Genomic DNA, 22351 nt, shown 5'->3' on the forward strand with positions numbered 1-22351 from the left:
ACCGACAGCGTAGCGAAGTCGGTTGTCAGCGTTGATAGTGCGCGGTCTGCCGCCCGTTGCGGCCCGGGGCCGGGGCGTGCAGCATGCCCTCATCGCGGGCCGTACGGCGCCGCCGCGGTTCGGCGGCGGTGTTGCCCATCGGCGGGGCGGCCGCCCGGGACGGAGACGGCACCTGATCGGCTGCACCGTCCTCCGGTGATTCCGCCACACTGCCCGAACCCAGCGGGCGGCTGGGCTGCCCATTGCGCCGGGCCGCCGGCTTGGCGGGGGCGGCGGCTTCGGCCGGTTGGCGCCGCGGCGTCGGCGGCAACACCCGCAGCAGGTCGTTGAATTGCCGAACGCTGCGCAGGCCCTCGTCCCACTGGGCGCGGGTGCTGGTGATGGGCATGCTCACCAGGGTCCAGTTCGCCTCGTTCCACATGATCTCCGCGCAGTCCGGGGCGGTGTGGGCGAAGGTGACCATCCGGCGGTCGCAGGCGCGGCGCGCCGCGTCGAGGTTGGTGGAGTAGACCATCCGCGGGCCGATCGCCCCGAGCAGCCAGATGTCGTTCTCCCGCGGTTCTTTGAGGCCCTTGAGCCGCACGTCGACGACGACGTTGGTGCTGACCTTGCGGTGCAGCGCGATCACCGTGGCGACTTCGTCCAGGTCGAAGATGTAGACCGCCTCGCCGCGGATCTGGCCCAGCACCACGTTGCGGACGGGCGCGTCGCCCACCGTCGACATCACGCCGCGTTTCCAGCGCCGCAGGATCTCGGTGGATTCCGGTTCGAAGTCGAAGCCCTGCGACCGGGCCCAGGACTTGCGGCGCCGGCTGCGGCCGCGGCGCTGGTCGATGTCCACGTACAGCAACACGCCCGCGCCGACGAAACACAGCGCGGACAGCGTGAACCAGAGCGGGACCATTGTGCCTAGCGTATCTGCTGTCGGGCCGGAAGCGAGAACCCTTGCTGGTCACAACCGTGCATCAGCACGATTCCAAGAGGTCAACGTCACAGTTCGACGGCGTTGGAACCGCCGAAGATGGTGGTCCCGTTGCCGCTCGGGCTGTAGGAGATGTAAACCGGCTGCTGGGCGAACGGGAAGTTGCCGGTGTTCATGAAGGCGCCGGCGCCACCGACCACAGTCGGACTCTGGGCCGACGGATCCGACGAATTGACGGTGTAGGAGTACAGCAGCGTCTGACCGTCATCGGTATAAACCTGCACAGTCGTTCCGTTGGGCAAGGCTCCTTGGAGCGTCGGCACGACGCCCGCCTGATCAAGCACTAACTTCGGCATGGTGCCGTACACACCACCCGAGTCGACGACTGCGGTTACGTGCTGGGCGGGTGCGCCGTTGATGCTGACCTCGAGCTCCGTGTACGGCGACCCCTGGACTGCAGTTCCACCGGTCAAGGGGTTGTCCCCGAACACCAACTGACCATTGGCCTGATCAATCAACAGACCCTTACCCAGATCCCCCGGTAGCGCCGCCGTGGGGATGCTGTCGGGGGTCGGGCCGAGCGCGTTGGGTCCGACCCCCAGCACGCCGACGACGTTGGCCGGCCCGAGGTAGTCCTGGATGGACCACGGGCCGAAGAGGTTGAAGTTCGCCGGGAACGCGAAGAGCACGGCGTCGACCGTGCTGTCGGCGGTGACATGGTCCCCGGCGGCGTCGGTGAAGGTGACCGTGGTGGGCAGCTCGACATAGAAGTAGTCCAGGGAACCGCCGAACTGGCCGATGTTGAAGCCGGTGGGCAGGCCGGTGATGCCGGTCCACGGGATGTCCCAGATCGGCATGACCAGGCCGGCGGCGCCGGTGTCGACGAGAAGGGGTTCCGCCGTCCCGCCGCCCACCGAAACGTTCACCACCGGTTCGGTGCTGGCGTTGACCGTCAGCGGGACGGTGAAGGTGTCCGGGGTGACGGCGTCCGGGCTGGACGCGACGGCGCTGCCGACCGTGCCGGCATCGGCGGCCCCGCCGAACAGCCACTGCTCGAGGTCGTTGATCGGGGTGGCGACCAGGTTCTGGTACCAGCCGTCGAACAGGGAGTCCAGCGACGCCAGCGCCGAACCCGGGTCGGTGTCGGCGGCGATGCCGGGATCGACCGCGCTGAGCGTGTCGATGAGCGGCTGGAACAGATCATCGAAGTCGGCGTGCGCCGCCGGCGCAGGCGTTTCCAGCGCGAGGAACGCCCCGACCGCCGCAGTCGCACCTACTAGCTGCCGACGACGAACTGCCATCTCCGGAACCTTCCCCACGCCAGGCCGATCGCGTCACGCTAACCCACGCATGGGCGTAGAGCACCAGGGGATTTACCCAAGAAACGGCCAAAAATCGCTGGGCCGCTATGGCCCTTACGGTTCGATGGGGGTGCCACCGATGATGGTCTGTCCACCGTTCACGAGGTAGTTGATGTAGACCGGCTGCTGTCCGAACAGCCAGTTGCCGGTGTTCATGCTGTTGCCACTGATCACTGTCGGGCTGCGCACCTCGTCCGCCTGGGAACCCACCGTGTACTGGTACAACAGCGTCTTACCGTCCGCGGTATAGACGGAGATTTCCGTCCCGTTGGGCAGGGTTCCATTGGCGGTCGGGGCAACGCCGGCAGCGTTGAGCACCGAGGACGGCATCGTCCCGTACACCCCGCCGGAATCGATCACCGCGTCGACTTTGGTGAGCGGCCCGTCGTTGAGCTGCACCCTCAGCTCGGACCAGGGCGCGCCGGGAATCACGGTGCCGCCCTCCAACGGGTTGTCCCCGAAGATCAACTGCTTGTTCGCCTGGTCGATCAGCACGCCGTGGCCCAGGGTGCCCGGCAGGTCGGCGGTCGGAATGTGGTCGGGAGTGGGCCCGAGCGCGTTGGGCCCGATCCCCAAGACCCCGGTGGAGGAGCCGGCCAGGTAGTCGTAAATGGACCACGCGCCAAAGGGATTGAGGTCCGCCGGGAACGCGAAGAGCACCGCATCCACGGTGGTGTCCGCGGTGAGGGTGTCGCCATTCGCACCGGTGAAGGTGACCGTGGTGGGCAGTTCCATATAGAAGTAGTTCAGTGCACCACCGAACTGGCCGATGTTGAACCCGGTCGGCAGGCCGGTGATGCCGAAGGGGTTGATGTTCCAGATCGGGATCACCAGCCCGGCCGCGCCGGTGTCGACCAGAACGTCTGTCTGCGCGCCGCCGCCCACCGAGACGCTGACCACCGGCTGAGTAGTGAGGTTGACCTCCATCGGGACGGTGAAGCTGTCCGGGAGGTTGGTGCTATCTGCATCGTAGGCGACCGCGCTACCCGCGAGGTCCGGACCGAACAACCAGGGCGCGATCCCGTGCAGCGGGGTGTAGACGAGGTCCTGGTACCAGCCGTTGAGCAGGGTGTCCAGGGACGCCAGCGCCGCGCCCGGGTCGGTGTCGGCCGCGATGCCGGGATCGACCATGCTGAACGCATCCACGAAGGGCGCGAACAGGTCGTCCCACTCGGCATTCGCGGTGGGCGCGGCGGCAAGCGGGGCCGTCCCCACCACCAGGAATGCCCCTACCGCACTGACGGCCCCGACCAGGCGATGACGACGACCCGACATGAGGCCCCCTCCGAATTAGCGACGGATTTCGAAATAACCGGACTTTCTCAGCGACCGTTAGGGTAACTCATCCTGTTTGCGACCGCATCCGTAAGCACAGCTCGGCAGACGCAAAGGTTCCCCCGCCCGGGGCGGGGGAACCTTTGCGTTGCTCGGCCGGTCAGCCCAGGATCAGCGACTCGCCGTCCGGGCTGACGTTGACCGGCACGGTGTCACCGTCGTGCACCTCACCGGCCAGCAGCAGCTTGGCCAACTGGTCACCGATGGCCTGCTGGATCAGCCGGCGCAGCGGCCGCGCCCCGTAAATCGGGTCGAACCCGCGATGCGCCAGCCACTTCTTGGCCGGCAGCGACACTTCCAGCTGCAGCCGGCGCTGCGCCAGGCGCTTGCCCAGCTGCGCCAACTGGATGTCGACGATCTGCACCAGCTCCTCGGGGTTGAGGCCTTCGAAGATCAGCACGTCGTCGAGCCGGTTGATGAACTCCGGCTTGAACGCCGCGCGCACCGCGGCCATCACCTGCTCGTCGCTGCCCCCCGATCCCAGGTTGGAGGTCAGGATCAAGATGGTGTTGCGGAAGTCGACGGTGCGGCCCTGGCCGTCGGTGAGCCGGCCTTCGTCGAGCACCTGCAGCAGCACGTCGAACACGTCCGGGTGCGCCTTTTCGACCTCGTCGAAGAGCACCACCGTGTAGGGCCGGCGGCGCACCGCCTCGGTCAGCTGACCGCCCTGGTCGTAGCCGATGTAGCCGGGGGGCGCCCCGACCAGCCGGGCCACCGAGTGCTTCTCGCCGTACTCGCTCATGTCGATGCGCACCATTGCCCGTTCGTCGTCGAACAGGAAGTCGGCCAGCGCCTTGGCCAGCTCGGTCTTGCCCACACCGGTGGGCCCGAGGAACAGGAACGACCCGGTCGGCCGGTTGGGGTCGGCGACCCCGGCCCGCGACCGGCGCACTGCATCGGAGACCGCCTGCACCGGCTTGCGCTGCCCGACCACACGCTTGCCGAGCTCGTCCTCCATGCGCAGCAGCTTGGCGGTCTCACCTTCCAGCAGCCGCCCGGCGGGGATGCCGGTCCAGGCGCTCACCACGTCGGCGATGTCGTCGGGGCCGACCTCTTCCTTGAGCATGACCTGCTCGCGGGCCTCGGCCTTGGGCAGCGCCGCCTCGAGCTTCTTCTCCACCTCGGGGATGCGCCCGTAGCGCAGCTCGGCGGCCTTGGCCAGGTCGCCGTCACGCTCGGCCCGGTCGGATTCCCCACGCAGGGTTTCCAGCTGTTCCTTGAGTTCCCGCACGATGTCGATGGCGTTCTTCTCGTTCTGCCACCGGGCCGTCAGCTCCGCCAGCTTCTCCTTGTGGTCGGCCAGCTCGGCGCGCAGCTTCTCCAGCCGGTCCTTCGACGCCGGGTCCTCTTCCTTGCTCAGCGCCATCTCTTCGATCTCCAGCCGGCGCACCAGCCGTTCCACCTCGTCGATCTCGACGGGCCGGGAGTCGATCTCCATCCTCAAGCGCGAGGCGGCCTCGTCGACCAGGTCGATGGCCTTGTCCGGCAGGAACCGGGCGGTGATGTAGCGGTCGCTCAAGGTGGCCGCCGCGACCAGCGCGGAGTCGGTGATCCGCACCCCGTGGTGCACCTCGTAGCGGTCCTTCAGGCCCCGCAGGATGCCGATGGTGTCCTCGGCTGAGGGTTCGCCGACGTAGACCTGCTGGAAACGACGCTCCAGCGCGGCGTCCTTCTCGATGTACTTGCGGTACTCCTCGAGCGTGGTGGCGCCGACCAGCCGCAGTTCACCGCGGGCCAGCATCGGCTTGATCATGTTGCCGGCGTCCATCGCGCCCTCGCCGGTGGCGCCGGCGCCGACGATGGTGTGCAGCTCGTCGATGAAGGTGATGATCTGCCCGGCAGAGTTCTTGATCTCGTCGAGGACGGCCTTGAGGCGTTCCTCGAACTCGCCGCGGTACTTGGCACCGGCCACCATCGAACCCAAATCCAGGGCGACAACGGTCTTGTCGCGCAGGCTGTCCGGGACGTCGCCGGCGACGACGCGCTGGGCCAAGCCCTCCACGATCGCGGTCTTGCCGACGCCGGGCTCACCGATGAGCACCGGGTTGTTCTTGGTGCGCCGGCTCAAAACCTGTACGACGCGCCGGATCTCGGTGTCGCGCCCGATCACCGGGTCGAGCTTGCCTTCGCGGGCGCGCGCGGTCAGGTCGGTGGAGTACTTCTCCAACGCCTGGTAACTGGCCTCCGGGTCGGGGTTGGTGACCCGGGCGCTACCGCGCACCTTGGTGAACGCTTCGCGCAATGCCTGCGGCGAGGCGCCGTGGCCGGTGAGCAGCTTGGCGACGTCGGAGTCGCCGGTGGCCAGACCGACCATCAGGTGCTCGGTGGAGACGTACTCGTCGTCCATTTCGGTGGCCAGCTGCTGGGCGACGGTGATCGCGGCCAGCGATTCGCGGGACAGCTGCGGTTGCGCGCTGGCGCCGCTGGCCTGCGGCAGCCCGTCCAGCAGGCGCTGGTTCTCGGTGCGGATCGTCGCCGGGTTCACCCCGACCGCCTCCAGCAGCGGCGCGGCGATCCCGTCGTTCTGGGTCAAGAGGGCCTGCAGCAGGTGCGCGGGCCGGATTTCGGGGTTGCCGGCGGCGGTGGCCGCCTGCAAAGCCGCGGTCAGGGCCGCTTGGGTCTTGGTGGTCGGGTTGAACGAGTCCACGACACCTCCATTCGGGGTTCGAGCGGGCGCCAGAAGGGCCCGGTAAAAATGCTTGTCGGGTTGTTCAACGCCGTCAAGGTTGAGTCTGTTCCGCTCAGGTCTGGGTTTCTTTTCGCCGACTGTGCGGTTTCGTACCCGACACGCGGTGAGGGGCGTATCAAACGGCACTTTGGGAACGGGCGGAACCCTCGGGGCTGCGAACGGTCAGTGCTCGATACGTTCGGTGACTTGGCAGAGCTCCCCGGCCTCCGGGACAGCGCCCGGGCAAACAGATCCCCGCCGATCGCCTACTGCTGCGGGGAGGACCCGGTTGCGAAGCTGCTACGGCACGCGGAGCGAATGCGCCGCATGTTCTGCCTCGACGGTGATCCCGTGCTTGGCGCCTGTTCGCGGCAACCGACGAAGTCGGTCTCGATTCCTCGGGTGCAATATTGGCTGGCACGGTCGTGCACCTCAACATCCTGCCCGGCCGCGTCGACGACTAGCTGGCCCTGGCAAAACGCGCGCACTCAGTGGCTTGATGCCGAGCCCGAGGCACTCAAGGCGATTTTTCGCATGACCCGATGTCGGCCCGCGGGCGCGTCCAGAGGTAGAGGCCGAGCCATACCCCGTAGCCGAGCGCCATCCCGGCATACATCACCGCCGGGTCGGTTTGGCCGTGCACGCTCAGATAGAGCACGACACCGGCCAACAGCGCCGGCAGCACCGCCGCGCGGCGCCGCATCGCGAACGCACCGGCGACGAGCACGACCGACACGATGAGCAACACGGGGCTGATCCGGTGCACCCCATCAAGCGCCTCGGCGAACCAGCCGCGGGATTCACCGGCGCCGTGTGCGGCGTGTCCCATGCCGGCCGCGGCCGACGCCCCGGCGCCGAGTGCCACCAGGATCGCCGGCAGACAGCACCCCAGGGTGCAGACCAGCGCCGCAGCCACTCCGGCGAGCCCGAACCGACGCCCCGCGGTGGGCATCCGGGCTCGACGCCGATCGGGACAGTGTGCCGTGTCTGACATATTCGCCTTCCGCAGTGTCCTTGCAAACCTATACCCCGTATAGGTACCAAGCAAGACGCGGCCGGCAGGACGCGGCCGGTTCGTCGGATACCGTGCTGTGGTGACGACCGGCCTGGGTTCGCTGTGGACCGCCCTGATTCCGCTCGCGCTGGTGGTGGCCATCTCCCCGATCACCGTGATTCCGGCGGTGCTGGTGCTACACACCCCCCGTCCGCGCGAGACCGGGCTGGCGTTCCTGCTCGGTTGGCTGGCCGGGCTGGCCGCACTCACCGCGGCCTTCGTGGCGGGGTCGGGCCTGCTCGGGGGACTGCACAAAACACCGCCCACGTGGGCGTCATGGCTGCGGATCGCCGTGGGGGCGGCCCTGGTCTCCTTCGGCATCTACCGCTGGGCAATTCGACACCGGCATAGCGAGATGCCCGGTTGGATGCGCGCTTTCACCGCCTTCTCCCCGCTGCGCGCCGGTCTGACGGCCGCGGCGCTGGCCGTGGTGCGACCCGAGGTCCTGTTCATGTGCGCGGCGGCGGGCCTGGCCATCGGAAGTGCCGGGCTGGGCCCAGCGAGCAGCTGGAACGCGGCCACGTTCTTCGTCGCTGTCGCTGCCTCCACGGTGGTGGTTCCGATTCTGGGCTACCTGGCCGCCAGCCGCCGACTCGATCCAGCGTTGAATCGGCTGAAGGAATGGATGGAACAGCAGCACGGCGCCCTGTTCGCCGCCGTGCTGATCCTCATCGGTGCGATGGTGACCTACAACGGGATTCACGCGCTCTAGCGGAAACCGTGGTCACGACGGCCGCCACGCGGCGAAGCCGTTCACTGGCGCGTTGACGCAGCTCACGGCGGCCAGCCGAGGCCGTGTGCCAACTGTGGCAATCAACGCGTCCGCGCCGGCGTCGGCGCCGCCGGCCCTAAAATCGCGACCGTGGGCCTAGACGACCGTGACGCGCTGCAGGTGTTGCGCGCCGCGTTCGCCGCCCCCGACCGCGCCGACGGTTTCATCGCCCGCCTGTTCGCCCGCTGGTTCGGCACCAACCCGTCGACCCGCGACCTGTTCCCGGCCGACCTATCCGGCATCCGCGCGGCGTTCGCTCAGGCCATGAGCTGGGTGTATGGCGAGCTGGTCGCCCAGCGTGCCCAGGAGCCGGTCTCGTTTCTGGCGCAACTGGGCCGAGACCACCGTAAATATGGTGTGACGCAACAACATTACGACACCATGGGCCGCGTGCTCGACGCCGCGTTGCGCGACGAGCTGGCAGATGCCTGGACCCCCGCGGTCGACGACGCCGCCCGACAGTCGCTGAACCTGATCATCGGGGTGATGGGCGGTGCCGCCGACGCCGAAGACGGCCCGGCCTGGTGGGACGGTACCGTCGTCGAACACCTCCGGGTCTCGCGCGACCTGGCCGTCGTCCGAATCCAGCTGGACCACCCGTTGCCCTACTACCCGGGCCAATACGTCAAAGTCGAAGTGCCGCAGTGCCCACGCTCGTGGCGCTACCTCTCGCCGGCGATGCCCACCGACCAGACCGGCGCGATCGAGTTCCACGTGCGCGGGGTCCCGGGCGGATTGGTCAGCACCGCGATCGTCAACGAGACCAGGCCCGGTGACCGCTGGCGCCTGTCGAGCCCGCACGGCGGCCTGCACGTCGACCGCGACGCTGGCGATGTGCTGATGGTGGCGGGCAGCACCGGCCTGGCGCCGCTGCGAGCGATCATCATGGACCTGACCCGGTGGGCGGAGAACCCGCGCGTGCACCTGTTCTTCGGCGGCCGGTACCCCTGCGAGCTCTACGACCTCCCCACGCTGTGGCAGATCGCGGCGCACAACCCGTGGTTGTCGGTGACGCCGGTCTCGGAGTACCCGCGCGACCCGCACTGGGCCGCCGACTACCCCGATGTGACGCCGCCGCGGGGCCTGCACGTGCGGCAGACCGGGCACCTGCCGGACGTGGTCACACGCTACGGCAGCTGGAGCGATCGTCAGATCCTGATCTGCGGCGGCCCGCAGATGACGCGGGCCACCGAAGCTGCTCTGCTGGCCAAAGGCGCTCCCGCGCAACGTATTCAACATGACCCACTGTCGGAGTGAGATGTGACCGAATTCGAAACCTGCACCCTGGTTGATCCGTCATCGGATCTGTCCGCAACGTTTGTCCCGGGTGCCGGCATGATCGGCACCTCACTGTTTGACGGCGGCGCGGAGTTACTCGGCCAACGCCGGGGACTGCAGGCCTACATCTGCGATCACAAGACCATGGGCATCCCGCTGCTGTACCCGTGGGCGAACCGGTTGAGCGGCATGCAGTACCGCGTCGGGGACACCGACGTCACGCTGGCGCCGGGTACCGGCGGGGTGCACACCGACGAGCACGGCTCCCCGATCCACGGCACGCTCGCGGGGGACCCCGGGTGGCGGGTGACCGAGCAATCGGCGTCGACGTTGGCCGCCGAACTCGACTTCGGGTCACGGCCGGACTTGTTGGCGTCCTTTCCGTTCCCGCACCTGTTGAGCTTGGCCGTCACCCTGAGAGACCGCACGCTGACCGTGCGGGCCACGGTCAGCGCCACCACCGGCGCGGCGGTGCCGATGTGCTTCGGGTTCCATCCCTATCTGCAGCTGCCGGGGGTGCCAAGAGATCAGTGGCGCATCGAGACGCCGGCGATGCGCGCCCGGCTCGTCGACGCCCGCGGTATCCCCACCGGGGCAAGCAAGCCGCACCCGACCTCCAGCGAGCTGCTGGGCGAGCGGGTATTCGACGACGGTTTCGATCAGGTACCGGCCGGCGCGGTGTTCGCGGTCAGCGGCGGCGGCCGACGCATCGAGGTGCACTTCGACAGCGGGTATCCGGCGGCGCAGCTCTTCGCCCCGGCCACCGAGGACGTGATCTGCTTCGAGCCGATGGCCGCGCCCACCGATGCCTTGCGCCGCGGCGGTTATCGGCTGGCCCGTTTGGGACAGCCCGGCCTAGCCCAGTTCTCCATCCGGGTCCGTTGACTCTGCGCCTACAGCGCAAAAGTGCGAGTAGGGCACGCCGTGGACGCAGAGTCAACGGGGGAAGCTACGGCTTGCGCGGCTGCCAGACCACCACGGCGGTGCTCTTGGGCACCACCGCGAGTTCGCGACGCTGGTTGGCGCGCAACATCTCCAGCTCGGCCGCCATCTCCTTGACCCGCGACTGCAGCGCCTCGACTTGGTTGGTCAGCTCGATGATCCGTTTGATGCCGGCGAGGTTGACGCCCTCGTCGTGCGAGAGCCGCTGCACCTCACGCAGCATGTCGACGTCGCGCTCGGAGTAGCGGCGTCCGCCGCCGGAGCTGCGTTGCGGACTGACCAGACCGATCCGGTCGTAGGTGCGCAGCGTCTGCGCGTGCATACCGGCCAGCTCGGCGGCCACCGAGATCAAGAACGTGCGCGAGTTCTCCGATTTACTCATGACCGGTTGCCCGCCCATCCAGCCCTCGGGTCGAAACCGCTGGACCGCTCCGCTGCCGCATACGCCTCGAGTGCCTCCTGCGCAGGCCCCTCCAGGTTCGGCGGGACCGCGACCTTCACCTTGACCAGCAGGTCACCGTGGCCGCCGCCGCGCTTGGGCACACCGCGCCCGCGCACCCGCAGAATCCGGCCGTCGGCGGTTCCCTTGGGCACCCGTACCCCGACCTTGCCGTCCAGCGTCGGCACCGACAGCGTGGTACCCAGAGCGAGTTCGGAGAAACTGACCGGGATGGTGACGGTCAGGTCGTCGCCGTCGCGGCCGAAGACCTTGTCCGGGCGCACCCGCACCGTCACGTACAGGTCGCCCGACGGCGCGCCCCGCAGCCCCGCCTCGCCTTGGCCGGCCAGCCGAATCCGTTGGCCGTCTTCGACTCCCGGGGGAATCCGCACGTTGATGGTGCGGGTCCTCGCCGCCCGCCCGGTTCCTTTGCACTCGGCGCACGGGTGCTCGATGATCGACCCGCTGCCGCGGCAGTCGGTACACGGCTCGGAGAAGCTGAACGCGCCCTGGTTGCTGCTGATCACCCCGGATCCGTTGCAGGTCGCGCAGACTTTGGGGCTGGTGCCGGGCCGGGCGCCGCTGCCATGGCAGTTGGTGCACGGTGCGGCGCTGGTGAGCCGCAGCGGCATCTCCACGCCCTTGGTGGCCTCGATGAAACTCAGCTCGGAGTCGGTCTCCAGGTCGTTTCCGCGCCGCGGCCGACTGGGCCGCTGCTGCGCGCCGCGGCCGAACAGCCCCCCGAACAGGTCACCGATGTTGGCCCCGCCGGTCTGGCCGGCGGCACCGAACAGGTCGTTGAGGTTGAACTCGCTGCCATCGCCGCCGGTGGTGAACCGATCGAAGTTGCCCCCGCCGAAACCACCGCCGTTGAACCGCCGCCCGAACCCGCCGCCGGCGAACAGCCGCCGGGTCTCGTCGTACTCCTTGCGCTTGGACTCATCCGAGAGCACGCTGTAGGCCTCGGACACCGCCTTGAACCGCTCCGCGGCGGCCGGGTTGTTGGGGTTGCGGTCCGGATGCAGCTCAGCCGCCAACTTGCGGTAGGCGCTCTTGATCTCTTTCTCGGAGGCGCTGGAGGCGACGCCCAACTCCTTGTAGAAGTCCTTCTCGACCCATTCACGCTGAGCCATGACGCGTCACCTCCTTACCTGATCAATTGTCGTCGCCGGCGTCTTCGCCGTCGGCTTCTACTTCTGCTTCGGCTTCGGCTTCGGCACTGTCGTCACGGTCGGGGACGGTGTCGACTACCCCGACCATCGCGTGGCGCAGCACCTGGTCGCCGAGTTTGTAACCCTGCCGCAGGACGGTGCCGATCACCGAATGGGTCCCGTCCCCCTCATGTTGGACGGCCTCGTGCAACTGCGGGTCGAACTCTTCGCCTTCGGCGCCGAACGCCGCCAGACCCAACCCACTGAGCACGCCGGTCAGCTTGTCCGCCAACGCTTTCAGCGGCCCCGATTCCAGGTCGCCGTGACTACGGGCCCGGTCGAGGTCATCGAGGATCCCGAGCAGCTCGGTCACCACCGCTGCCTTGGCCCGGTCGGCGACGCCCTGTTGGTCGCGCAACGCCCGCTTACGGTAGTTGGCGAAGTCCGCCTGTACGCGCTGCAGGTCGGCGGTGAGCTCCGCAACCTGGTCGACCTCGCCGGCTTGGGAGTCGTCGGCGGCCGGTTCCGCCGGCGCCGGCCCGCTTGGGGCCGGCCCGGCGGAACTCGCGCGCACCTCACCGGTTTCGGGATCGATCCGCCGCTTGTCGGTCACGGTGATCGTCTCCGGAGACGGCTCGCGTGAATTGCCTTCGCTCACTTGGTCTCTCCGTCATCGACTACTTCGGCGTCCACAACGTCGTCAGCACCCGCGGACGCACCGCCTTCGGCCCCGGCGGCGGCCTGCTCGGCCTGAGTGGCCTCGTAGATCGCCTGACCCAGCGCCTGCGACTCGACACCCAGCTTCTCCATCGCGGACTTGATGGCGCCGATGTCGGTGCCCTCCAGCGCTTTCTTGGCGTCGCCGATCGCGGCGTCGACCTTGGCCAGGGTGTCCTCGGGGACCTTCGAACCACCTTCGGCTTCGCGCTGCTCCTTGACGAACTTCTCCGTCTGGTAGACCAGCGACTCCGCCTGGTTGCGGACGTCGGCCTCTTCGCGACGCCTGCGGTCCTCGTCGGCGTGCGCCTCGGCGTCCTTGATCATCCGGTCGATCTCCTCCTGGGACAGGCCGGAGCCTTCCTGGATCTTGATCGTGTTCTCCTTGCCGGTGCCCTTGTCCTTGGCGGTGACGTGCACGATGCCGTTGGCGTCGATGTCGAAGGTGACCTCGATCTGCGGGACACCGCGCGGGGCCGGCGGAATACCGGTCAGCTCGAAGGAGCCGAGCAGCTTGTTGTGCGAGGCGATCTCGCGCTCACCCTGGTAGACCTGGATCTGCACCGACGGCTGGTTGTCGTCGGCAGTGGTGAAGGTCTCGCTGCGCTTGGTCGGGATGGTGGTGTTGCGCTCGATCAGCTTGGTCATGACGCCGCCCTTGGTCTCAATACCGAGCGACAGCGGGGTGACGTCAAGCAGCAGAACGTCTTTCACCTCACCCTTGAGCACACCGGCTTGAAGTGCGGCGCCCACGGCGACAACTTCATCGGGGTTGACGCCCTTGTTGGGCTCCTGGCCGCCGGTCAGCTCCTTGACCAGGTCGGTCACCGCGGGCATCCGGGTGGAACCACCCACCAACACCACGTGGTCGATCTCTGACACCGAGATACCGGCGTCCTTGATCACCGACTGGAACGGCTTGCGGGTGCGGTCCAGCAGGTCCTGGGTGATGCGCTGGAACTCCGAGCGGGTCAGCTGCTCATCGAGGAACAGCGGGTTCTTGTCGGCGTCGACGGTGATGTAGGGCAGGTTGATCGACGTGCTCTGCGAGCTCGACAGCTCGATCTTGGCCTTCTCGGCCGCTTCGCGCAGCCGCTGCATCGCCATCTTGTCCTTGGTCAGGTCGATACCCGAGGTGCCCTTGAACTTGTCGACCAGCCAGTCGACGACCCGGTCGTCCCAGTCGTCGCCACCGAGGTGGTTGTCACCGGAGGTGGCCCGGACCTCGACGACGCCCTCGCCGATCTCCAGCAGCGAGACGTCGAAGGTGCCGCCACCGAGGTCGAAGACCAGGATGGTCTGCTCCTTCTGGCCCTTGTCCAGACCGTAGGCCAGTGCGGCCGCGGTGGGCTCGTTGACGATGCGCAGCACGTTCATGCCCGCGATCTGGCCGGCCTCCTTGGTGGCCTGCCGCTGGGCGTCGTTGAAGTAGGCGGGCACGGTGATGACCGCGTCGGTGATGTCCTCACCGAGGTAGGCCTCCGCGTCGCGCTTGAGCTTCATCAGCACCCGGGCACTGATCTCCTGCGCGGTGTAGTCCTTGCCGTCGACCTCGACTTTCCAGTCGGTGCCCATGTGGCGCTTGACCGAGCGGATGGTGCGGTCGACGTTGGTGACCGCCTGGTTCTTGGCGGGCTGGCCGACCAGCACCTCGCCGTTGCGGGCGAACGCAACGACCGACGGGGTGGTGCGCGAGCCCTCCGAGTTGGCTACGACGACGGGATCGCCGCCCTCCAGCACCGAGACGCAAGAGTTGGTGGTCCCGAGGTCGATTCCGACCGCACGAGCCATTGTGGTTTCCTCCCTGGTAGACGATTCCCTAGTCTGAGCGGACTGCGCTCAAGGATGCGCTTGCCGCAGCCCCGCTGTCAACTCAGACTTGAGTGCTTGTGACTCAAGTTGTCGAAGGGGTCAACGAGCCGGCTTCTGAGTTTGTTCCCGTTCCGGCCATCGGTTATCCGGTGGCGCCGGGCTATCTGGTGCGAAAATGCTTCCACGCCATTTTCCCGACCCGTGTCGAGGAGGCAATCGTGTGAACACGCCCCCGAAGCGGCGAAGATTCCGATCGTTTGCCGGCCGACTCTGGCTTCCTGTCACCGTCCTGGCCGTGATCGCGTTCGTCGCTTTGGGGGTGAGCCGGGTCCAGGGCATGTCCCAGGCGATCAGCCACCCCCCGGCCGCCGGTTCCATTCCGGCCACGGTGGTGCAGATCAACCCGAAAACGATCACCTATGAGGTGTTCGGCTCCCTCGGCAGTGGCGGCAGGGTCGTCTACGCCGACCTTGACGGTGCCCCGATCGAGGTTGCCCTGACCTCGCTGCCGTGGTCGCATTCGGAGACGACGACCTCACCGTCGGCCTCGTTGAGTCTGGTCACCCAGGTCGACGGTGACTCCGTGGGCTGCCGCATCCGCGTCGACGGCCGGGTGCGCGACGAGCGGTCGGTCGCCCACCATGCTGCCGCGGCGGCCTGCACCGTGACTGCGGCATGAGCGCCGAGGAGTCCGACGCCGAAGCACCGGCCGACGAACCGGCCCGGCGTCCGCGCTCCGCGCGGCTGCTGCGCAAGCTGGCCATCCCGATCGTGCTGTTCTGGGTGCTGGCCGCCGCGGTCACCAACATCTTCGTCCCGAGCATCGAGAAGAACACCGCGGAGAACGCCGAGGCCATGGTCCCGCGCGACGCACCCTCGTCGCAGGCGGCGATCCTGCAGGGCCGCGCCTTCGACGAGTCCGACTACACCAGTGCTGGAGCGGTTCTGCTGGTAACCCCCGGGCGCAAACTCGGCGAGCAGGATCACCGCTACTACGACCAACTCATCGACCGGCTCCTCGATGACAAAAAGCACGTCCAGTCGCTGCTGAACCTGTGGGGCAGGCCCACGACGATGTCGGGGGCGCAGAGCGCCGACGGCGAGGCGGCCACGCTGACGATCCGCCCCACCGGCGACTTGGGGGACGCTGCGTCGAACCACTCGATCGAGGCGATTCGCGACATCGTGGCTCAGGTTCCCAAACCCGACGGCCTGAACGTCTACGTCAGCGGCCCGGCGCCGCTGGCTTCGGACACGCTGCGCGCCGCCGACGAAAGCATGGTCACGCTCACCATCGTGACCATCGTCATCATCGTCACGATGCTGCTCATCGCCTACCGTTCGGCGACGCGCGCCCTGATCCCGCTGGCCGGGGTGCTGGTCACGTTGGCGACGACGCGCGGCGTCGTCTCCTTTCTGGTCGGCGCCCACCTGATCGGCATCTCGTCGTTCGCCATGAACATGGTCGTCGGCCTGGTGTTGGGTGTCTCCACCGACTACGGCATCTTCTACCTGGGCCGCTACCACGAAGCCCGCCGCAAGGGCCTGGACAAGGAAAGCGCCTACTACGACTCGGTGGCCAACACCTCGCATGTGATCCTGGGCTCGGGTGTGGCCATCTCCGGGGCAACGCTGTGCCTGAGCCTGACCACCCTCAATTACTTCCGCACCCTGGGGCCACCGTGTTTCGTGGCGATGATCGTCGCCGTCGCCGCCGCCCTCACTCTCGGGCCCGCCCTGCTGACGCTGGGCAGCAAGATCAAATACCTCGAGGAACCCCGACCGACGAGCCCGGCCTGGCGGCAGCTGGGCACCGTGATCGCCCGCTGGCCCATCCCGGTGATGGCGATCGCCGCGCTGGTGCTTCCGCTGTGCATCCTGAACCTCGCCACCTACCAGGTGAGCTACAACGACCGGGATTTCGCGCCGGCGTCCGTCGAATCGGTGCAGGGCTACGCGGCCGCCGACCAGCACTTCCCGAAGAGCCAACTCTCCACCGACGTGCTGTATCTGCGCGCCGATCACGACATGCGCAACACCGCCGACATGATCAGCCTGGACCGGGTCGCCAAAAGCATCTTCCGGACCCCGGGTATCTCGATGGTGCAGGACATCACCCGGCCGAACGGGCGACCGCTCGAACACGCCTCGCTGCCGTACGCCATGGGTTCAATGGGCACCAAGATCGGCGAAAACATCGGCTTCCTGCGCGATCGCATCGCCGACATCGACACGATGGCGGCCAAGATGGCCGACACCATCGAATCGACCCGCCAGATGGAGCAGGCGACCAGCCGGATGGCGGTGGGCACCCGGCTATCCCGCGAGGCCGCGCAGCGCCTGAAGGACATCACCGCGACAGCGCGAGACCAGATGGCCGACCTGGATGACTTCGTGCGACCGCTGCGCAGCTACACCTATTGGGAGCCGCACTGTTTCGACATCCCGATCTGTTGGGCGCTGCGCTCGGCGCACGACTTGTCGGACAACATCGACAAATTCGATGAGGAGATGGCCGCCATGATCGACGGCCTCACCATCATCGACACCGTCACCCCGCAGATGGTGGCGGCCCTGCACGGCATGGCCGGCCACATGGCGACCATGCGGTCGGTGACACTGGCCACGCAGAGCACGATGAGCAGCATCATCCCGCAGCTGGAGACGATGATCCCTCCGATGATCGACATGGCGCAGGCGTTCGACAACGCCAAGAACGACGACTTCTTCTTCTTGCCGCCGGACGCCTTCGCCACCGAGGACTTCAAGACCGGCCTGGACATCTTGATGACGCCCGACGGCACCGGCGCCCGCTTCATGGTCTTCCATCAGGGCGAGGCGATGAGTCCGCAGGGCATCCGGCAAGTGCAGAACGCGGCGGCGGCGGCTCAGGAAGCCATCAAGGGGACGTCGCTGTCCGGCGCCCAGCTGCTCTGGGCCGGTGCGGCGTCGAACTACCGGGACGTGCAGGCGTTCTCCCGCAACGACCTGATGATCATGATGCTGGCCACGTTCGGGTTGGTCTTCATCATCGTGCTGGTCATCACCCGGGCCCTGATCGGCTCGATCGTCGTACTCATCACCGTGATCCTCTCCTTCGCCGGCAGCCTGGGGCTGTCCAGCTTCATCTGGGAGACCCTGCTGGGCATCCAGCTGCACTGGCTGACGGTCCCGATCGCCTTCATCGTGCTGGTCGGGGTGGGATGCGACTACAACCTGCTGCTGCTGTCCCGGTACCGCGAGGAACTCGGCGGCGGAATCCGCACCGGGCTCATCCGCGCCATGGCAGGTTCGGGAAATGTGGTGGTCACGGCGGCCTTCGTGCTGGCCGGCACCATGCTGGCGATGCTCTCCAGCGACGTGGTGAACATCGGTCAGGCCGGTTCGACGATCTGCGTCGGGCTGATCTTCGACATGATGATCGTCCGGCTCTTCCTGGTGCTGCCACTCGCCCGGCTGCTGGGTCCATGGTTCTGGTGGCCCACCGGGATCCGGCACCGGCTGGCTACTCGTGGAAGCCTCTGACACCATGACACGGACTTCACGACGACAGGGACAATAACCGCGCAATGCCACACGCACCCGACCCTCACCTGGCGCCTGCCGCTGTACTGGCCCGCGAAGACGAGGGTTATCACAAGGGCCTGGCCCCCCGACAGCTGCAGATGATCGCGCTCGGCGGCGCCATCGGCACCGGGCTATTCCTCGGCGCCGGCGGTCGGCTCGCCTCGGCCGGCCCCGGCCTGTTCATCGTCTACGCGATCTGCGGCGGCTTCGTGTTCCTGATCCTGCGCGCCCTGGGCGAGCTGGTGCTGCACCGGCCGTCGTCGGGATCGTTCGTCTCCTATGCGCGCGAGTTCTTCGGCGAGAAAACGGCTTTCGTCGCCGGCTGGCTGTACTTCCTGAACTGGTCGATGACCGGCATCGTCGACACCACGGCGATCGCCAGCTACTTCCACTACTGGCACCTGTTCGGGGCGGTCCCGCAGTGGCTGCTGGCGCTGGTGGCACTGCTGGCGGTGCTGTCGATGAACCTGATCTCGGTGAAGCTCTTCGGCGAGCTCGAGTTCTGGGCCGCCTTGATCAAGGTCATCGCGCTGATGACGTTCCTGGTGGTCGGCACCGTCTTCTTGGGCGGCCGCTACCAGGTCGACGGCCAGGAAACCGGCCTGCATCTCATCGCCCAAAACGGCGGATTTCTCCCGACTGGCCTGTTGCCGCTGGTGCTGGTGACCTCCGGGGTGGTGTTCTCCTACGCCGGGGTCGAACTGGTCGGCACCGCGGCCGGTGAAACGGCCGAGCCCGAGAAGATCATGCCGCGCGCGATCAACTCGGTGATCGCCCGGATCGGGATCTTCTACGTCGGCTCGGTGGTGCTGCTGGCGCTGCTGCTGCCCTACACCGCGTACAAGGAGCACGAGAGCCCGTTTGTCACGTTCTTCTCCAAGATCGGCTTCACCGGCGCCGGCAGCCTGATGAACCTGGTGGTGCTCACCGCGGCGTTCTCCAGCCTCAATGCCGGGCTGTATTCCACCGGGCGGATCCTGCGGTCGATGGCGGTCAACGGCAGCGGTCCGGCGTTCACCGGCCGGATGTCCCGCAACGGGGTGCCCTACGGCGGCATTCTGCTGACCAGCGCGGTCGGGCTGCTCGGCGTGGTACTCAATGCGGTGCGACCCGGGCAGGCGTTCGAGATCGTGCTCAACATCGCGGCGCTCGGGGTGATGGCGGCGTGGGCGACGATCGTGGCCTGCCAGCTGCGGTTCCACCGCCTCACCAAAGCCGGAGTCCTGCAGCGGCCCTCGTTCCGGATGCCGCTGGCCCCCTACAGCGGCTACCTGACGCTGGTGTTCTTGGCCAGTGTTCTGGTGTTGATGGTCGTCGACGAGCGCAGCGGCCCGTTCATTCGCGCGGTACTGCTCGTCGGCACACCGGCACTGGTCATCGGTTGGTACCTGGTGCGCGAGCGGGTGACGGCCGCGGCCGCACTCGCCCCGGCCGCCCCCGAGCAACCGGTGGCCGCGCAGGCCGAAGCGGACGAGTAGGAGGCGAAAACCCGTGGGCCGCAACAGATATGCAGCTAATCCTCCGCTGTACGGAATGGCCCTGATCTTCTGTGCGATCGCGATCGTGGCCCTCACCGCCTATCTGCACGCCGGCTGGTGGTCGGTGCTCGGCTACGGTCTGGCCGCGGTGACGGCGGTGGCCGGCGGCGCGTTGGCGTTCCGCGACTTCTCCTAAGCCGCGCCGCGATGGCCCGGAAGGACCGCGCGTCACTGCAGCCACTCGAGTCACAGGGTGCGTAGGGTGGACGTCAATCTATGTCGGCGGGGGACTGTGTGCAGGTATCGGATCGGGTGACAACGAAGGCGAGCGGCAGGCAGCTGACCCTGGCGGTCGCGCTGCTGCTAGCCGGCTGCACTTCCACCGTCGATGGCAACCCGACCGCGGCCCCCGGCGGCGGCGGGCCACCGGAGCCGTCGTTCCGAACGCCCCGGCCTACCACCGCACCGCCGAGCTCCCCGGCCCCGTCCAAACCGCCCCCCTCGAGTAGCACCAAGGTGCCCGCCGGCGTCGTCCTGCCGCCGGACGAGAACGGTTACGTCTTCATCGAGACGAAGTCGGGCAGGACCCGCTGCCAGATCTCGACTCGGCAGGTCGACTGCGAGGCACAGTTCACCAACACCCCGCTCAAGGACGGCGAACACGCCAACGGCGTCAGCGTCAGTTCCGACGGCACCGTGCAGTGGGTGTTGGGCAACCTGGGCGACATCCCGGTCGTCACCATCGACTACCTGACCTATCAGGCGCAGGGTTGGCGCATCAAGGCCGATATCGACGGCACCCGATTCACCAATGACCGCACCGGTCACGGCATGTTCGTCAGCATCGACAACGTCGAAACGTTCTGACCTCTCACTCGGGTCACCGACCACCGCCTTCCATTACGATCGCTGGAATGGCGCGCTTCGGATCTTCAGACGGCCCCGGCAAACCCGGCGACGACCCGACCCGATCCACCCAATACGGCCAGCGCGGACCTCAGCCGCCCGGGCCGCGGCCGGCACCTTTCGGGCCCGCCGGCCCGGGCCACCAACCCGGCGGTCCCGGCTACAACCCCGGTAACGCACCGACCCAGTACGCGGCCTACGGCCCGTTCGAACAGCCTGCCGCCGGCGAAGCGGACACCGTGGACTTCGGCGAAGTGGCACCCACGCCCTGGTTTCGGCGGCGATCGGTGCTGATCGCCTGGTTCGGACTGATCGCGGTGATGCTCGGACTGGTGATCTGGGGCATCGTCCAGCTGACCAGCCGCGGCCCCGGGGGCGGCACCGCACCGGGAACCAGCTCGTCGAGCACCACCAGCACGACCACGACCAGTACCACAACGACCACCACCACCGCGGAGAGTTCCTCGAGCACGTCGGCGCCACCGGCGGCGCCACCCCGGCAGGCCCCGCCGCAGCAACCGCCGGCGCAGCAGCCCCCGCCGCCCGGCGACTCGCATCACCACCGCCCGCATCTGCCGCCGCTGCCGTCGGTGATCACCATTCCGCCGATCCCCAAGGTTCCGGAACTGCCGACGGTGATCACCATCCCGCCACGCCGGTAGACCGCGACCCGGCCCAGTACGCTCGCCGCATGCAACCGCAGCGGACCCCGGCCTGGCTCGGCGTTGACCTGGTGGCTGTGCTGATCTTCTGCGCCCTCGGCCGGCGCAGCCACGACGAGGGCATCACGCTCGCCGGCTTGGCGGCGACGGCCTGGCCCTTCCTGAGCGGCACGATCCTGGGCTGGCTGTTGTCTCGCGGCTGGCTGCGGCCCACGGCCCTGGTGCCCACCGGGGTGATCGTCTGGATATCGACGGTGCTGATCGGCATGGCCTTGCGCGCTGCGACAGCCGCGGGTGTGGCCTGGACCTTCGTACTCGTCGCGTCGACGGTGACCGCCGTCTTTTTGCTCGGCTGGCGAGCAGTGTTCGCGCTCGTCGCGCGACGCGCGGCCACCGGTCGGGAATGACCCGGCGCCGGTAGCCGGCACAGCTACTCGTCAGGTGGCGACGCGGCCTTTCGTCAGCCACCGCACCTACCATTGGTGCGCGTGGAACGAACGCCGGACGATCCGAACAACGAACCGACGCAGATGGCCGGCTATGACTACCGCGCGGGCGGCAACTACAGCGAGCCGGCGGGCTATTACAGCGAGTACCGCGAAGCCGGCGGGCCGCAGGCCGACTGGTCCGCACCGCCCGAACCGCCGCCGACCCCCTGGTACCTGCAGCCGCTCGCGCTGATCGGCTGGGGCGTGCTGACCGCACTGCTGATCGCCGGATTGGTCTGGGGCATGGTCCGGCTGGTGAACAAGGAATCCGGTGACACCACACCGGCCACGACATCCGAGACGTCGGTCACCTCCACCACAGCGGGCCCTGGCGACACACCGGTCGCCCCCGCCCCCGCCCCGGAGACCACCCCCGGCGAAAGCACGCCCCCGGCTCCGACGACCGAACCGCCGCCGTCTAGTTCTGAGCCCCCGAGCACTACGGAACCACCGACCAGCACCGCTCCGACCACCACGACGGCCACCACCGCACCCCCGACCACCACGGCGGAGACCACCACCCAGGCGCCGGCCACCACGACCGCGGCGGCGCAACCGCCGTCGGAGATCGTCATCCCGCTGCCGCCCGGACTGTGACCGGCCATTAGCCTCCCCGGGCGAGAAAGCCCCTCGGAACAGCCGCCAATCGATACAGTTAGGCCAGCCTGTGTCGCGCTGGGCCGCAATGGGGTGGCACTATGGGCCGAGCATCAAGCAGCGCTTGAACAGGTCTTGCGCAAGATTGGCGATAGTTACCCGCCAGTAACCACACCTAAGTTACTGGCCGGTAACTCGGGGA

21 protein-coding genes are annotated in these 22351 nt (G+C 67.8%); 12 read left to right on the forward strand and 9 right to left on the reverse strand.

All coding sequences use genetic code 11. From position 1 onward, the window contains the following. Positions 1 to 25 precede the first annotated feature (25 nt). The 5 genes from ttfA to AC5Y4Q_RS20700 all read right to left on the reverse strand — a co-directional run bounded on the left by ttfA (position 26) and on the right by AC5Y4Q_RS20700 (position 7238). The gene (ttfA, locus tag AC5Y4Q_RS20680; protein WP_065019058.1) at positions 26 to 904 is read right to left on the reverse strand and encodes a trehalose monomycolate transport factor TtfA; all 879 of its coding nucleotides are present in this window, start codon (positions 902 to 904) and stop codon (positions 26 to 28) included. Positions 905 to 990: 86 nt separating this feature from the next. Next, positions 991 to 2223 carry a PecA family PE domain-processing aspartic protease gene (locus AC5Y4Q_RS20685; RefSeq protein WP_064924409.1) on the reverse strand — a complete coding sequence of 411 codons (1233 nt, stop codon included), beginning with the start codon at positions 2221 to 2223 and terminating at the stop codon, positions 991 to 993. Positions 2224 to 2337: 114 nt separating this feature from the next. Then, positions 2338 to 3558 (reverse strand): PecA family PE domain-processing aspartic protease, encoded by a 1221-nt coding sequence (locus AC5Y4Q_RS20690; protein ID WP_064924410.1) that lies wholly within the window; start codon positions 3556 to 3558, stop codon positions 2338 to 2340. Positions 3559 to 3718: 160 nt separating this feature from the next. Continuing rightward, on the reverse strand, positions 3719 to 6265 hold the full coding sequence (clpB, locus tag AC5Y4Q_RS20695; RefSeq protein WP_064924411.1) for an ATP-dependent chaperone ClpB: 2547 nt from the start codon (positions 6263 to 6265) through the stop codon (positions 3719 to 3721). A 538-nt stretch (positions 6266 to 6803) separates the two neighbouring features. Beyond that, a complete protein-coding gene (locus AC5Y4Q_RS20700; RefSeq protein ID WP_064924412.1) occupies positions 6804 to 7238 on the reverse strand; it encodes a hypothetical protein in 435 nt (144 codons plus the stop codon). 142 nt (positions 7239 to 7380) lie between these two features. Between AC5Y4Q_RS20700 and AC5Y4Q_RS20705 the strand changes: the two genes are divergently transcribed. From AC5Y4Q_RS20705 to AC5Y4Q_RS20715, 3 genes are all read left to right on the forward strand, one after another. Further along, positions 7381 to 8052 carry a GAP family protein gene (locus AC5Y4Q_RS20705; protein WP_064924427.1) on the forward strand — a complete coding sequence of 224 codons (672 nt, stop codon included), beginning with the start codon at positions 7381 to 7383 and terminating at the stop codon, positions 8050 to 8052. Positions 8053 to 8202: 150 nt separating this feature from the next. Further along, on the forward strand, positions 8203 to 9369 hold the full coding sequence (locus AC5Y4Q_RS20710; RefSeq protein ID WP_064924413.1) for an FAD-binding oxidoreductase: 1167 nt from the start codon (positions 8203 to 8205) through the stop codon (positions 9367 to 9369). A gap of 3 nt (positions 9370 to 9372) precedes the next feature. Then, positions 9373 to 10275 carry an aldose 1-epimerase gene (locus tag AC5Y4Q_RS20715; protein WP_064924414.1) on the forward strand — a complete coding sequence of 301 codons (903 nt, stop codon included), beginning with the start codon at positions 9373 to 9375 and terminating at the stop codon, positions 10273 to 10275. A 64-nt stretch (positions 10276 to 10339) separates the two neighbouring features. On the opposite strand, the gene AC5Y4Q_RS20720 is transcribed toward AC5Y4Q_RS20715, so the two are convergent. The 4 genes from AC5Y4Q_RS20720 to dnaK are packed head-to-tail and all read right to left on the reverse strand — an operon-like array spanning position 10340 to position 14430. Then, positions 10340 to 10714, reverse strand: a complete 375-nt coding sequence (locus AC5Y4Q_RS20720) for a heat shock protein transcriptional repressor HspR (RefSeq protein ID WP_064924428.1) — start codon at positions 10712 to 10714, stop codon at positions 10340 to 10342. After that, the gene (gene dnaJ / locus AC5Y4Q_RS20725; protein WP_499960119.1) at positions 10711 to 11904 is read right to left on the reverse strand and encodes a molecular chaperone DnaJ; all 1194 of its coding nucleotides are present in this window, start codon (positions 11902 to 11904) and stop codon (positions 10711 to 10713) included. Before dnaJ ends, AC5Y4Q_RS20720 begins: the two co-directional genes overlap by 4 nt. Positions 11905 to 11926: 22 nt before the next feature. Beyond that, positions 11927 to 12580: a nucleotide exchange factor GrpE gene (gene grpE / locus AC5Y4Q_RS20730; protein WP_064924416.1), complete on the reverse strand. Its 654-nt coding sequence runs from the start codon at positions 12578 to 12580 to the stop codon at positions 11927 to 11929. After that, positions 12577 to 14430, reverse strand: coding sequence for a molecular chaperone DnaK (gene dnaK / locus AC5Y4Q_RS20735; protein WP_064924417.1), 1854 nt, complete (start codon positions 14428 to 14430; stop codon positions 12577 to 12579). Before dnaK ends, grpE begins: the two co-directional genes overlap by 4 nt. A gap of 98 nt (positions 14431 to 14528) precedes the next feature. Here dnaK and AC5Y4Q_RS20740 point away from each other — a divergent pair, with 98 nt between their 5' ends. From AC5Y4Q_RS20740 to AC5Y4Q_RS20780, 9 genes are all read left to right on the forward strand, one after another. After that, complete coding sequence (locus tag AC5Y4Q_RS20740) at positions 14529 to 14675, forward strand: hypothetical protein (RefSeq protein WP_165604303.1); 147 nt, start codon at positions 14529 to 14531, stop codon at positions 14673 to 14675. Next, a complete protein-coding gene (locus tag AC5Y4Q_RS20745; protein WP_065019057.1) occupies positions 14627 to 15130 on the forward strand; it encodes an MmpS family transport accessory protein in 504 nt (167 codons plus the stop codon). The genes AC5Y4Q_RS20740 and AC5Y4Q_RS20745 overlap by 49 nt, the downstream gene beginning before the upstream one ends. Next, positions 15127 to 17976 (forward strand): MMPL/RND family transporter, encoded by a 2850-nt coding sequence (locus tag AC5Y4Q_RS20750; protein ID WP_125225810.1) that lies wholly within the window; start codon positions 15127 to 15129, stop codon positions 17974 to 17976. Before AC5Y4Q_RS20745 ends, AC5Y4Q_RS20750 begins: the two co-directional genes overlap by 4 nt. A gap of 44 nt (positions 17977 to 18020) precedes the next feature. Next, a complete protein-coding gene (locus AC5Y4Q_RS20755; protein WP_064921018.1) occupies positions 18021 to 19496 on the forward strand; it encodes an amino acid permease in 1476 nt (491 codons plus the stop codon). Positions 19497 to 19509: 13 nt separating this feature from the next. Beyond that, the gene (locus tag AC5Y4Q_RS20760) at positions 19510 to 19692 is read left to right on the forward strand and encodes a hypothetical protein (protein ID WP_064921017.1); all 183 of its coding nucleotides are present in this window, start codon (positions 19510 to 19512) and stop codon (positions 19690 to 19692) included. Between the two features lie 80 nt (positions 19693 to 19772). Then, positions 19773 to 20363 (forward strand): hypothetical protein, encoded by a 591-nt coding sequence (locus tag AC5Y4Q_RS20765; RefSeq protein ID WP_065019055.1) that lies wholly within the window; start codon positions 19773 to 19775, stop codon positions 20361 to 20363. 47 nt (positions 20364 to 20410) lie between these two features. After that, on the forward strand, positions 20411 to 21064 hold the full coding sequence (locus tag AC5Y4Q_RS20770) for a hypothetical protein (protein WP_082952548.1): 654 nt from the start codon (positions 20411 to 20413) through the stop codon (positions 21062 to 21064). A gap of 29 nt (positions 21065 to 21093) precedes the next feature. Then, entirely contained in the window at positions 21094 to 21471 is a 378-nt protein-coding gene (locus tag AC5Y4Q_RS20775; protein WP_064921016.1) for a DUF3054 domain-containing protein, read from the forward strand. 81 nt (positions 21472 to 21552) lie between these two features. Further along, positions 21553 to 22149: a hypothetical protein gene (locus AC5Y4Q_RS20780; RefSeq protein ID WP_499960120.1), complete on the forward strand. Its 597-nt coding sequence runs from the start codon at positions 21553 to 21555 to the stop codon at positions 22147 to 22149. Positions 22150 to 22351 lie beyond the last annotated feature (202 nt).

Source organism: Mycobacterium sp. NGS16 (assembly GCF_059813225.1).

Coding starts and splice junctions, on each gene's coding strand:
- ttfA (WP_065019058.1), bottom strand. CDS start 904: ATGGTCCCGCTCTGGTTCACGCTGTCCGCGCTGTGTTTCGTCGGCGCG.
- AC5Y4Q_RS20685 (WP_064924409.1), bottom strand. CDS start 2,223: ATGGCAGTTCGTCGTCGGCAGCTAGTAGGTGCGACTGCGGCGGTCGGG.
- AC5Y4Q_RS20690 (WP_064924410.1), bottom strand. CDS start 3,558: ATGTCGGGTCGTCGTCATCGCCTGGTCGGGGCCGTCAGTGCGGTAGGG.
- AC5Y4Q_RS20700 (WP_064924412.1), bottom strand. CDS start 7,238: ATGCCCACCGCGGGGCGTCGGTTCGGGCTCGCCGGAGTGGCTGCGGCG.
- AC5Y4Q_RS20720 (WP_064924428.1), bottom strand. CDS start 10,714: ATGAGTAAATCGGAGAACTCGCGCACGTTCTTGATCTCGGTGGCCGCC.
- dnaJ (WP_499960119.1), bottom strand. CDS start 11,904: ATGGCTCAGCGTGAATGGGTCGAGAAGGACTTCTACAAGGAGTTGGGC.
- dnaK (WP_064924417.1), bottom strand. CDS start 14,430: ATGGCTCGTGCGGTCGGAATCGACCTCGGGACCACCAACTCTTGCGTC.
- AC5Y4Q_RS20745 (WP_065019057.1), top strand. CDS start 14,627: ATGCTTCCACGCCATTTTCCCGACCCGTGTCGAGGAGGCAATCGTGTG.
- AC5Y4Q_RS20750 (WP_125225810.1), top strand. CDS start 15,127: ATGAGCGCCGAGGAGTCCGACGCCGAAGCACCGGCCGACGAACCGGCC.
- AC5Y4Q_RS20755 (WP_064921018.1), top strand. CDS start 18,021: ATGCCACACGCACCCGACCCTCACCTGGCGCCTGCCGCTGTACTGGCC.
- AC5Y4Q_RS20765 (WP_065019055.1), top strand. CDS start 19,773: ATGTCGGCGGGGGACTGTGTGCAGGTATCGGATCGGGTGACAACGAAG.
- AC5Y4Q_RS20770 (WP_082952548.1), top strand. CDS start 20,411: ATGGCGCGCTTCGGATCTTCAGACGGCCCCGGCAAACCCGGCGACGAC.
- AC5Y4Q_RS20775 (WP_064921016.1), top strand. CDS start 21,094: ATGCAACCGCAGCGGACCCCGGCCTGGCTCGGCGTTGACCTGGTGGCT.